Raw genomic sequence first — 12,208 nt, 5'->3', positions numbered from 1 at the left:
TAACCCTTACTCGGCCGCCACCGAGGCGGCCTCCTCGCGCTCGGCCTCGAGCTGCTTGAGCGCGCGGCGATAATCGGTCGGCATCACCTTGACGAATTTGCCCAGAGCATTGTCCCAGTCCGCGAGCAATTCGGCCGCGCGTGCCGAACCGGTGTGGAGCTTGTGCCGCTCGATCAGGATCCTGAGACGCTCCGCGTCGTGATAGAGCGGATCGCCCATGCCGCAATCGTCGACGCTCAGCGGCCGCTGCTGGGGGCGGCCGGTGCCATCCTCGTCGCTCGGCCCGGGCGAAATTGCTTCGAGCTCGACCTGGGCCAGATTGCACAGATCCTTGAATTCCCCTTCGGGATCATAGACATAGGCGATGCCGCCAGACATCCCGGCAGCAAAATTGCGTCCGGTCTTGCCAAGCACGCAGACGATACCGCCGGTCATGTATTCGCAGCCATGGTCGCCGGTGCCCTCGACAACGGCGACCGCGCCCGAGTTGCGCACGGCAAAGCGTTCCCCGGCAACGCCGTTGAAATAGGCCTCGCCCGCGATCGCGCCGTAGAGCACGGTGTTGCCGACAATGATGTTTTCGGTCGGATTGCGCCCGACATCGGGCTGGCGAACGATTACCCGCCCGCCCGAGAGGCCCTTGCCGACATAATCGTTGGCATCGCCGACCAGGTCGAGCGTTACGCCATGGGCGAGCCACGCGCCGAAGCTCTGCCCGGCGACGCCGGTCAGGTTGATCCTGATCGTGTCTGGCTTGAGTCCGGCATGACCGTATCTTTCGGCAATCCGGCCCGACAGCATCGCACCGACGGTACGGTCGACATTGCGAACCTCGCGATCGATCACGACCGCCTGGCCGCTCTCGATGGCCGGTTGGCAGGCCTTGATCAGGTCGTTGTCGAGAGCCCTCTCAAGGCCGTGATCTTGTTCGATCGTCTGGTGGAGGCTCTGGCCTTCGCCCACCGGCACTTGGTGCAGCAGCTTGGAGAGGTCGATGCCTTCCGCCTTCCAGTGACGGATCGCCCGTTTCATGTCGATCCGGTCGACCCGGCCGATCATCTCCTCGACCGTGCGGAAGCCCATTTCGGCCATGATCCCGCGCAGTTCCTCGGCGACAAAGAAGAAGTAGTTGATCACATGTTCCGGCGTGCCGACGAAGCGCTTGCGCAGGACCGGATCCTGCGTCGCGACCCCGACCGGGCAGGTGTTCAGATGGCACTTGCGCATCATGATGCAGCCCGCCGCGATCAGCGGGGCGGTCGCGAAGCCGAACTCGTCGGCGCCAAGCAGCGCCCCGATGGCCACGTCGCGCCCGGTGCGCAGGCCGCCATCGACCTGCACCGCGATGCGCGTACGCAAATCGTTGAGCAGCAATGTTTGCTGGGTCTCCGCCAGGCCGATTTCCCACGGACTGCCGGCGTGGGTCAGGCTGGTGAGCGGCGATGCGCCGGTTCCGCCTTCGTAACCCGAAATGGTGACATGATCGGCGCGTGCCTTCGAAACGCCTGCCGCGACCGTTCCCACGCCGACTTCGGAGACCAGTTTGACCGAAATGCGCGCCTTGGGCTGGACATTCTTCAGGTCGTGGATCAGCTGGGCGAGATCCTCGATCGAATAGATGTCGTGATGCGGCGGCGGCGAGATCAGGCCGACGCCGGGGGTCGAGTGCCGCACCTTGCCGATGATCTTGTCGACCTTGTGCCCGGGCAGCTGACCGCCTTCGCCGGGCTTTGCGCCCTGCGCCATCTTGATCTGGATATCGTCCGAATTGACGAGATATTCCGCGGTCACACCGAACCGGCCCGAGGCAACCTGCTTGATCCGGCTGCGCATCGAATCGCCATTGGCCATGGGCGTGAAGCGGTCGACTTCTTCGCCGCCTTCGCCGGTGTTCGAACGGCCGCCGATGCGGTTCATGGCAATCGCCAGCGTCGTATGCGCTTCGCGGCTGATCGATCCGAAGCTCATCGCGCCGGTTGCGAAGCGCTTCACGATCTCGCTCGCCGGTTCGACTTCGGAAATGTCGAGCGGCCGGTCCGCCGGCTTCAATTCCATCAATCCGCGGATCGTCAGCAGCCGCTCCGACTGCTCGTTGATCGTGGCCGCGAATTCCTCGTAATTCTGCGGGTTCTTGCCGCGCACCGCATGCTGCAGGCTGGCGATGTTCTGCGGCGTCCAGGCGTGGTCCTCACCACGCAGGCGGTATTGGTAGATCCCACCGACATCGAGCATGTGCTTGTAGATCGGGTTATGGCCATAAGCGGCGGCGTGGCGGCGCACGGCCTCCTCGGCGACCTGCTTGAGGCCGATTCCCTCGATCATGGTGGCCGTGCCGGTGAAATAATTGTCGATGAAGGCCTGGTTGAGGCCCACGGCATCAAAAATCTGCGCACCGCAATAGGACTGGTAGGTTGAAATGCCCATCTTGGACATGACCTTGCGGATGCCCTTGCCGATCGCCTTAATGTAGTTCTTCTGGACTTCCCCGGTGCTAAGGTCCGGATGCTTGTCCTTGCGGGTCTGTTCGAGGGTTTCGAACGCAAGATAGGGGTTGATGCCCTCCGCGCCATAACCGGCCAGCACGCAGAAATGATGCACTTCGCGCGCTTCGCCCGTCTCGACGACCAGTCCGGTCTGCATGCGCAGCCCCTGGCGGACGAGGTGGTGATGTACTGCCGCCGTTGCCAGCAAGGCCGGCATCGGAATGCGGTCGATGCTCTGCTTGCGGTCGGACAGGATCAGGATGTTCTTGTCCGCCAGCACGGCCTCGGTTGCGACCCAGCACATTTCCTTGATCGCGGCCTCGAGGCCTTCGGCCCCGCTCGCCGCATCCCAGGTGATGTCGACCGTTTCGGTCCGGAAGGCGCCGTCGAGCGATTCCTCGACTGACCGGATCTTGGCAATGTCCTCGTTGGTGAGGATCGGCTGCGAGACTTCGAGCCGCTTGTGCGTGCCGGCATCATGACCCAACAGGTTGGGGCGCGGTCCGATCATCGACAGCAGGCTCATGACCAGCTCTTCACGGATCGGGTCGATCGGCGGGTTGGTGACCTGCGCGAAGTTCTGCTTGAAATAATCGTAAAGCAGCCTGCTCCGGTTGGAAAGCACCGCGATCGGAGTGTCAGTCCCCATCGAGCCGACCGGGTCGTCGGCCTCAAGCATCATCGGTTCGAGGAAGCGGGAAATATCTTCCTGAGTGTAGCCGAAGGCCTGTTGGCGCTTGAGCAATTCCTCGCGGCTTTGCGCGTCTCCCGATTTCTGGCCCTCGACGGAATCGAGGTCCGCCAGCTTGTACTGCGCCTTGTCGAGCCATTTGGCATAGGGATGGGCGTTGGCCAGCTCGGCCTTGAGCTCTTCGTCCTCGATGATCCGCCCCTGCTCGAGGTCGATCAGCAGCATCCGGCCCGGCTGGAGCCGCCATTTGCGGACGATGTCCGCTTCCTTGAAGGGCAACACGCCGCTTTCCGACGCCATGCAGACGAGATCGTCCCTGGTCACGCACCAGCGCGCCGGGCGCAGACCGTTGCGGTCGAGCGTTGCTCCGACCTGCCGTCCGTCGGTGAATGCCACCGCCGCGGGGCCATCCCATGGCTCCATCAACGCGGCGTGATATTCGTAAAATGCCTTGCGCGCCGGATCCATCAGCGGATTGCCGTTCCACGCTTCGGGGATCAGCATCATCATCGCATGAGCGAGCGAATATCCGCCCGCCAGCAGCAGTTCGAGCGCATTGTCGAGACAGGCAGTGTCCGACTGGCCGTGCGGGATGATCGGCCACAACTTGTCGAGATCGGGGCCGAGCAATTCGGATTCCATCGTCCGCCTGCGGGCGTTCATCCAGTTTACGTTGCCGCGGACTGTGTTGATCTCGCCGTTGTGCGCGATCATCCGATAGGGGTGGGAGAGTTTCCAGCTGGGGAAGGTGTTGGTCGAAAAGCGCTGGTGAACGAGGCCTATCGCGCTGACGCAATCGGGATCGCGCAGGTCCACATAGAAGCTGCCGACCTGGTTCGCGAGCAACAGCCCCTTGTAAACTATTGTCCGGCTCGAGAAGCTCGGCATGTAAAGCTGCGCGATCTCGGGCAGGTCATGCCTTGCCGCGAGTTCGGCCAGCGGGTTCTGCAGCTGCTTGCGGATTGTAATGAGCTTGCGCTCGAACGCATCCTGGTCGGAAGTTTCGGAACCGCGCGCGACCAGGCACTGGTGGATCATCGGCATGGAATCGAGCACTGCAGTGCCGAGGCCGGTCTCGTCGGTCGGTACTTCGCGCCAGCCGATCAGCTCCTGGCCTTCCTTGGCTATGAACTTCTCGAATTGTTCGACCACGACTTTGCGGGCCTTGTCGTGATGTGGAAGGAAGCACATCGCAACCGCATAATCGCCGGCCGGCGGGAGCGACTTGCCCTCGCGTTCCGCCCACTTGCGGAACAGCGGATCGGGGATTTGCATCAGGATCCCGGCACCGTCGCCGAGCAGGGGATCGGCGCCAACCGCGCCGCGATGATCGAGATTGGCCAGGATCTCCAGCGCCTGGTTGACGATCGAATGCGACTTCTTGCCCTTGATATGGGCGACAAAGCCCACACCGCAGGCATCATGTTCGTTGCGCGGATCGTACAAACCTTGAGGCGAGGGATAACCCATCAAATTCCCATTCCTGTCTTGCCCCCGAAGCGCGCCGAACATCAGCGGCGCTCCGGCTATGAAGCGCGACTCACCCCGCCGAGCAGGGCAGCAAAATTGTCGCGAACGATCCCCATGGCGGCAGGAGACGGATTTTGCAAGGCAATCGGCCAGTTTCCGGGCCTCAAAAATGGTAACGAGCGAAACCTGATTTCACTCCGCCAAGGCCTCACACATCCTTCAAGATGCCGTGCGGGGGCCCGGCCTGGCAATATGCTTGGCCGTCGGGGGTCGCCGCCTGCATTGCACTGCGACTGCCGTTGCGCCATTACCACAAAATAAGAGTATTGGAGAACAGGATGACCCCCCAGGATCTCGCGGCGAAAGCCGGTCAAGTGATCGGCACTTCGGAATGGCTGACGGTCGACCAGGAAATGATCGACAAATTCGCGGATGCGACCGGCGATCACCAGTTCATCCACGTCAATCCCGACATGGCCAGGATGACGCCATTCGGGGGGACGATCGCCCACGGATTCCTGACCCTCGCGCTGATCCCGGTGCTAACCGAGAAGAGCGATATCGAACGGCCCGAGGGGCTGAAGATGGCGCTCAATTATGGCGGAAATCGCGTGCGTTTCCTCCAGCCTGTCCGTTCGGGCAAGCGCGTGAGGGCCCATTTCAAGCTGCTCGAAATGGTCGAGAAGCGGCCCAACCAATGGCAGCATACCGCCGAAATCACGCTCGAGATCGAAGGCGAGGACAAGCCGGGCTTCGTCGCCGAATGGATCAGCATGTTCTATTTCTGATTTGGGCCGGTCCGAGGACAATGAAGCAGTGAGAGGAACTATCCATGCGTGATGCAGTCATCGTTTCAACCGCCCGCACGGCGATTGGCAGGGCCTACAAAGGCGCGTTCAATGCCACGCCCGGTCCGACGCTTGGTTCGCACTCGCTCAGGGCGGCCATCGAACGCGCGGGGGTGGAAGGGCAGGAAGTGGACGATGTTGTCTGGGGCTGCGCCCTGCCTCAAGGCAGCCAGACCCCGAATATCGCGCGGCTGGTTGCGCTGCGTTCAGGCCTTCCGGTGAGCGTTCCGGCGATGAGCATCGACCGCCAGTGCTCCTCCGGCATGATGGCGATTGCGACGGCGTCCAAGCAGGTCGTCCTCGACAATATGGATATCGTCGCGGCCGGAGGCCAGGAATCGATCAGCATGGTCCAGACCAAGGACCTGCGGGTCGAATTCGATCGCGACCTGATCGCGATGCACGCCGCGACCTACATGCCGATGCTGCAAACCGCGGAAATCGTCGCCAAGCGCTATGAGATCAGCCGCGAAGCGCAGGACGAATACGCCCTTTCCTCGCAGCAGCGCACCGCGCTGGCGCAGGAAGCGCGCAAATTCGACGACGAAATCGTTCCCGTCACGACATCGATGGCAGTCGCCGACAAGGAAACCGGCGAAGTGACCCGCCACGAGGTCACGATCGTAAAGGATGAAGGCAACCGGCCGGAGACAACGCTCGAGGGGCTTGCGGCTCTCAACCCGGTCGTGCCGGGCGGCGTCATCACAGCCGGCAATGCCAGCCAGTTGTCGGACGGTTCGTCGGCTTGCGTGGTGATGGAGGCGAAGCTCGCCGAGAAGCGCGGACTCAATCCGCTCGGTCGTTGTGTCGGCATGGCGGTGGCAGGCACCGAACCGGACGAAATGGGAATCGGGCCCGTCTTCGCGATCCCGAAACTGCTCGATCGCTTCGGGGTGAAGATGGACGATATCGGGCTGTGGGAATTGAACGAAGCGTTTGCGGTGCAGGTGATCTATTGCCGCGACAAACTCGGCATTCCCGACGAGATCCTCAATGTCAATGGCGGCTCGATTTCGATCGGTCATCCCTATGGGATGACCGGCGCGCGTTGCGTCGGACACGCGCTGATCGAAGGCAAGCGTCGTGGCGCGAAGCATGTCGTGGTGACGATGTGTGTCGGCGGCGGCATGGGTGCTGCCGGCCTGTTCGAAGTGCTCTAAGCGACTGCCTCGAGCCGCGATTTCCCCGCCTTGGGATTCGCCCTGATCCAGTCTTCCACCACCGGTGCGATCAGCCGCCGCCATTTGCCGCCGTTGAAGATACCGTAATGACCGCAATCCTCGGCCAGATAGTATCGCTTCTTGGCAGCGGGCAGGTTCGTGGCCAGATCGAGCGCAGCCTTCGTCTGCCCGATCCCTGAAATATCGTCGCGCTCGCCTTCGATCGCCAGCAGGGCCGTGTCGGTTATGCCGCCAAGGTCGATCAGCTTGCCGCGGTGATTGAAAATGCCCCTCGGCAGCGAGTGCTTCTTGAACACTTCCTCGACGGTCTGGAGATAGAATTCGGCGGTCATGTCGCAGACTGAAAGATATTCGTCGTAGAATGCCTGATGCGCGGCCGCGCTGTCCTGGTCGCCTTCGATCAGGTGATTGAAGTAGTTGTAATGGCTCATGATGTGCTGGCCGAGATTCATCGCGATGAAGCCCGCCAGCTGGAGGAAGCCCGGATAGACCTTGCGGCCCGCGCCCGGATAGGCGAGCGGCACGGTCGCGATCACGTGGTTGCGGAACCAGCTCAATGGCCGCTCGACGGCAACATCGTTGACCCCGGTGGGCGATGCCCTGGTGTCGATCGGCCCGCCCATCATGGTCAGGCTGGCCGGACGGCAAGGATGCTTGTCCTTGCCCATGATCGCGGTGGCGGCAAAGGCCGGAACAGAAGGCTGGCAGACCGCGACAACATGGGTGTCCGGGCCGATTGCTTCGAGAAATCCGACCAGGTAATCGATATAGTCGTCGAGATCGAACGGTCCCGCGGCGATCGGGACGAGCTTCGCATCGGCCCAATCGGTCACATAGACGTGCTGGTTTTCGACCAGCCGCGCAACCGTGCCTCGGAGAAGGGTCGCGTAATGGCCGCTCATCGGGGCGACCAGCAGGATCCTGGGCGCGTCGGCGGGCAGGCCTTCGCGGCGGAAATGCCGCAATTCGCAGAATGGCTCGCGCAGGACGACCGAATTGCCGACCGGATATTCGCGACCACCGACATAGGCATGGGCAATGTCCCAGTCGGGCTTGCCGCGCGGGGCATAGGCGTGGGCGAACACTTCGAGCGCCGAGGCCATCACCGGCGCCATGCCGCTATAGCCGAACGGATTGCGGGGGTTGGTCAGCAATTCCGCCCCGACCGCGGCCCAGGCGCTGGCCCCGGACAGCATCGCACGCTGGAATTCATAGGCATGGTAAAGCAAGTGCTTGTCTCCAGCGAAGATCGACTCATCCGCGTAATGGACGTTCTGGCGGGAACATAATGCAGCCTTTCCACCTATGTTGCAATGCAACAAGAAGAGTCCGGGGTCCGAGACGGGTCGGCCGGCGCGATCTTTGCTTCAATCGGGACTGACATTGGGCTAGGTCGCCGCGCATGGCGCAGAGGCCCGAAAAAACGTCAGTAGTGGAAAAGCCGGCCAAGGATCTTGGCCCGTTGCGGATGATCTGGCGGGAGACGTTCAAATATCCGCGCCAAGTCGGTTTCGCATTCCTGGCACTGCTAACTGCCTCCGCGGCGACGCTGGCGATTCCCTATCGCTTCAAGTCGATCATCGACGATGCGTTCGGCGAAGGCTCGAATATCGAAGCGATCAACCACTCCTTCCAGTATCTGATGATGATCGTCGTGGTCCTGGGCCTCGCCAGCGCGATCAGGTTCTATTTTGTCAGCTGGCTGGGCGAGAGAGTGGTCGCGGACCTCAGGCTCAAGGTCCAGGACAACCTCCTGCGCCTGTCTCCCGGCTTCTTCGAGGAGAACAGCCCCAAGGAGATCTCCTCGCGCATGACCAGCGATACCGCAATCATCGAGCAGGTCGTGGGAACTACCGTTTCGGTGGCCTTGCGCAATTTCATCACCGGGCTGGGCGGGATCATCCTGCTGTTCATCCTCGCGCCGGTCCAATCGGCCTATCTCGTCGGTGGAGCTTTCCTGATTGCGATTACCATGCGCCTGTTCGGGCGCCGGATCCGAAACGTCGCGCGGGCGAGCCAGGACCGTGTGGCCGATGTCGGGGCCAAGGTGGCCGAGGTTTTGGGTGCGATGAAGATCGTCCAGGCCTTCAACCAGGAAGATCGCGAGTCGCGCAACTTCGCCGGGGCGGTCGAAGCGACTTTCGATACCGCCAAGAAGCGGATCATGCTGCGCGCCGCGATGACCGCGCTGTTCATCACCGTGGTTTTCGGCGCGATCACCGCGCTCATGTGGAATGGTGCATTGAGTGTCGCCTCCGGGAAGATCTCGGGCGGAACCATCGCCGCGATCGTCGTAGTCGGCGTAATGGTCTCGGGCGCATTCGCGGCGCTTTCGGAAGTCTATGCGGATCTCCTGCGCGGGGCGGGCGCGGCAAGCCGGCTCAACGAGCTGCTCAAGGAACAGCCAACCATCAGGGCGCCAGAGCGGCCCCAAGCGTTACCCCAGCCGCCGCGCGGCAGCCTTTCGTTCCAGAACGTCACTTTCCATTATCCGACCAGGCCCGAAACGGCGGCGGTGAAGGATTTTTCGCTGACGATCGAGCCGGGTGAGACTGTCGCCATCGTCGGGCCATCGGGTGCCGGCAAGTCGACCCTGTTTCAGTTGGCGGAGCGGTTCTACGATCCGCAGAGCGGAACCGTGAAGATCGACGGAGTTCCGCTCACCAGCGCCGACCCCGCCGAAATTCGCCGGCGCATCGCGTTCGTGCCGCAGGAAGCGATCCTGTTCGGTGCCAGCGCGCGCGACAATCTGCGTTACGGCAAATGGGACGCGAGCGATGAGGCAATCTGGGAGGCGGCAAGGGCCGCCAATGCCGAAGCCTTTCTCAGGGACCTGCCCCAGGGGCTGGATACATTCCTAGGCGAAGGCGGCGCGCGGCTCTCGGGTGGGCAACGCCAGCGGGTCGCAATTGCCCGGGCCTTGCTCCGCGATGCACCGATCCTGCTGCTCGACGAAGCGACCAGCGCACTCGATGCCGAGAGCGAGCGGCTCGTCCAGCAGGCGCTCGAACGGCTGATGGAGGATCGCACGACGCTGGTCATCGCCCACCGGCTCGCCACCGTTCGTTCGGCCGACCGGATCGTGGTGATGGAGGATGGCGCGATTGTCGAAGAAGGCACCCATGCCGATCTGACGTCGGGCGGCGGCCTCTATGCCCGGCTTGCGTCGTTGCAGTTCGACGATGTAAGTTCAGGCGAGAGCCGCGATATCGACGAGCTTTTCGACGAAGTAACAACTGAAACCGATTAGGGACAGCCCCTCTTGGGCAATAGCGTATAAGGAGCTGTCTCGATGTCTTGCGTGCCCTCCCTTCAGGGCCCGACGCATGGAAGCCGAGGTATACTTCCCATGATCAAATCCCTTCTGGTTGCCGGAACATCGGCGATTGCCCTGTCGCTTTCCGGCCCCGCTGCGGCGCAAGAGCTGGTCGAACCTGAGCCGATGACCTGGCCTGAAATGGGCTTCGACCCTGCCGACCTCGATCCTGCGATCGACCCGGGCGACGACTTCTGGGCCTATGTGAATGGCAAATGGGATGCGGTCACTCCTATCCCGCCGCAATATTCCTATCACGGCGTGATCCGCGACCTGCGTCTCAAGGCGGAAAGGAGCGTCGCGGAAATCGTGGCCGACATGGCGGCCGAGAACGCTCCCGAAGGGAGTATCGCGCAGCGAGTTGGCGATTCCTATGCGGCATTTGTCGATGTCGAGGGGATCAATGCGCGCGGCCTTTCACCGATCCAGCCGCTGCTCGAGCAGATTTACGCCGCTTCGACCTACCAAGAACTGGCTCGCTTGTTCGCCCTGCCGGGCATCCCGGATCCGTTTTTTGTCAGCATTCATCCCGACCAGAAGAATCCGGACTACAACATACTCAATATCTGGATCGGAGGTTATGCCCTGCCGGACCGCGACAACTATCTCGTCGACAGCGAAAACAACCGCGAGATGCAGGCGCACTACAAGGACTATGTTGCCTTCCTGCTCGGCAAGGCCGGATATTCCGATCCGGCTGCCGCCGCGGAAGCGGTCTACGGTGTCGAGTACGGGCTTGCGGCGCTGGCCTTCGACCGCACCCTCTCGCGCAATCCCGAATTGCTCTACAATGTCGTCCCGCGCAGCCAGATGGTCACTTGGTCCGACACGTTCCCGTTGCAGTCCTATCTCAACGAGTTGCTGGTCGGCGATACCGAAACCCTGATCGTCGACGAAATGCGTCCCGATGCGCAAGAAGCGGCCACTCTTGGCTTGTCGTCCGAAGACATGAACAAACTTGGCGCGGGCTTTCCGGCGATGGTCGACTATGTCGGCAAGGTCCCGCTCGACACCTGGAAGGCCTGGATGGTCGCGCATCTGATGCAAAATTACGCGCCCTTCCTTCCAAGCGAAATCGACCGGCGCAATTTCGAATTCTGGGGCACTTTCATGTCCGGAACCGCCGCGCAACGGCCCCGCGAACAGCGCGCAATCTCGGTTGTCGAGAGCCAGCTCGGCGAGGCGGTCGGCGAACTTTACATCCAGCGGCATTTCCCGCAGGCGTCAAAGGACAAGATGATCGAGCTGGTTGGCAATCTCCAAAAGGTGATGCAGCAGCGGATCGACGACCTTGCCTGGATGTCCGATGCAACCAAGCAGCAGGCCCAGGCCAAGCTGGCCGCTTTCAGGGTCAAGATCGGCTATCCCGACGAGTTCGAGGATTATGAAGGCCTGGCGATCCGCCCCGATGATCCGATCGGCAACCAGATTGCCAGCAATGCCTGGGCGTGGGACGAAATGGTCGAGGATCTCGGCCAGCCGGTCGACAAAACCGAATGGCATGCGACCCCGCAGACGGTGAACGCCTATTATTCGCCAACCGGTAACGAGATCGTGTTCCCGGCCGGATACCTGCAGCCGCCGAATTTCGCGCTCAATGCCGATCCGGCGGTCAATTACGGGATCATCGGCACCACGATCGGGCATGAAATCAGCCACGGGTTCGATAACACCGGCTCGAAGTTCGATGGCACCGGGGCGCTCAAGAATTGGTGGACCGAGGAAGACCGCTCGAAATTCGACGCGAAGACCGCGATGCTGGTCGAGCAGTACAATGCCTTCTGTCCGATCGACAACGGCGAAACCTGTATCAACGGCCGACTGACGCTCGGCGAGAACATTGCCGACCTCGCCGGGCTGACGATCGCCTATTATGCCTACAAGCTTTCGCTCGGCGGCGAGGAAGCCCCGGTGATCGACGGGCTGACCGGCGACCAGCGCTTTTTCATCGCCTATGCGATCGGCAATCGCAGCAAGTGGACCGAGGAATTCACCCGCCAGATCCTGCAGACCGATCCGCACTCGCCAGATATTGCCCGCACCAATCTGGTGCTGCGCAATTTCGACCCATGGTACGAAGCGTTCGACGTCACCGAGGACGACGAGCTTTACCTGCCGCCCGAACAGCGCGTACGCATCTGGTAAGGCCCTGGCAGTCGCAATTGCGGGGACACCGGCGGCGGGCGGCTTGACTTGGGTTGCCCCGCTGCCAAGTCATG

6 protein-coding genes are annotated in these 12,208 nt (G+C 62.0%); 4 read left to right on the top strand and 2 right to left on the bottom strand.

Annotated elements, in window-relative coordinates; all coding sequences use genetic code 11:
• Positions 1 to 6: 6 nt before the first annotated feature.
• Positions 7 to 4,644, bottom strand: coding sequence for a glutamate synthase large subunit (gene gltB, locus AC16XC_RS04930; RefSeq protein WP_484033531.1), 4,638 nt, complete (start codon positions 4,642 to 4,644; stop codon positions 7 to 9).
• A gap of 338 nt (positions 4,645 to 4,982) precedes the next feature.
• Here gltB and AC16XC_RS04925 point away from each other — a divergent pair, with 338 nt between their 5' ends.
• Both AC16XC_RS04925 and AC16XC_RS04920 read left to right on the top strand, forming a co-directional pair.
• A complete protein-coding gene (locus AC16XC_RS04925; protein ID WP_484033530.1) occupies positions 4,983 to 5,432 on the top strand; it encodes a MaoC family dehydratase in 450 nt (149 codons plus the stop codon).
• Positions 5,433 to 5,476: 44 nt separating this feature from the next.
• The gene (locus AC16XC_RS04920) at positions 5,477 to 6,652 is read left to right on the top strand and encodes an acetyl-CoA C-acyltransferase (protein WP_484033529.1); all 1,176 of its coding nucleotides are present in this window, start codon (positions 5,477 to 5,479) and stop codon (positions 6,650 to 6,652) included.
• On the opposite strand, the gene AC16XC_RS04915 is transcribed toward AC16XC_RS04920, so the two are convergent.
• Positions 6,649 to 7,902 (bottom strand): polyhydroxyalkanoate depolymerase, encoded by a 1,254-nt coding sequence (locus AC16XC_RS04915; RefSeq protein WP_484033528.1) that lies wholly within the window; start codon positions 7,900 to 7,902, stop codon positions 6,649 to 6,651. The two genes, AC16XC_RS04920 and AC16XC_RS04915, sit on opposite strands and share 4 nt — an antisense overlap.
• A gap of 173 nt (positions 7,903 to 8,075) precedes the next feature.
• Between AC16XC_RS04915 and AC16XC_RS04910 the strand changes: the two genes are divergently transcribed.
• Positions 8,076 to 9,923: an ABC transporter transmembrane domain-containing protein gene (locus tag AC16XC_RS04910; RefSeq protein WP_484033527.1), complete on the top strand. Its 1,848-nt coding sequence runs from the start codon at positions 8,076 to 8,078 to the stop codon at positions 9,921 to 9,923.
• 99 nt (positions 9,924 to 10,022) lie between these two features.
• Positions 10,023 to 12,134, top strand: a complete 2,112-nt coding sequence (locus AC16XC_RS04905) for a M13 family metallopeptidase (protein ID WP_484033526.1) — start codon at positions 10,023 to 10,025, stop codon at positions 12,132 to 12,134.
• Positions 12,135 to 12,208 lie beyond the last annotated feature (74 nt).

The organism is Candidatus Andeanibacterium sp. (genome assembly GCF_057143545.1).
Note: the sequence above shows the minus strand (reverse complement) of the source record. Positions and strands in the feature narration are given on the sequence as shown.

Excerpts from the sequence above, each read along its gene's own strand:
- gltB (WP_484033531.1), bottom strand. The coding sequence starts at position 4,644 with ATGGGTTATCCCTCGCCTCAAGGTTTGTACGATCCGCGCAACGAACAT.
- AC16XC_RS04925 (WP_484033530.1), top strand. The coding sequence starts at position 4,983 with ATGACCCCCCAGGATCTCGCGGCGAAAGCCGGTCAAGTGATCGGCACT.
- AC16XC_RS04920 (WP_484033529.1), top strand. The coding sequence starts at position 5,477 with ATGCGTGATGCAGTCATCGTTTCAACCGCCCGCACGGCGATTGGCAGG.
- AC16XC_RS04910 (WP_484033527.1), top strand. The coding sequence starts at position 8,076 with ATGGCGCAGAGGCCCGAAAAAACGTCAGTAGTGGAAAAGCCGGCCAAG.
- AC16XC_RS04905 (WP_484033526.1), top strand. The coding sequence starts at position 10,023 with ATGATCAAATCCCTTCTGGTTGCCGGAACATCGGCGATTGCCCTGTCG.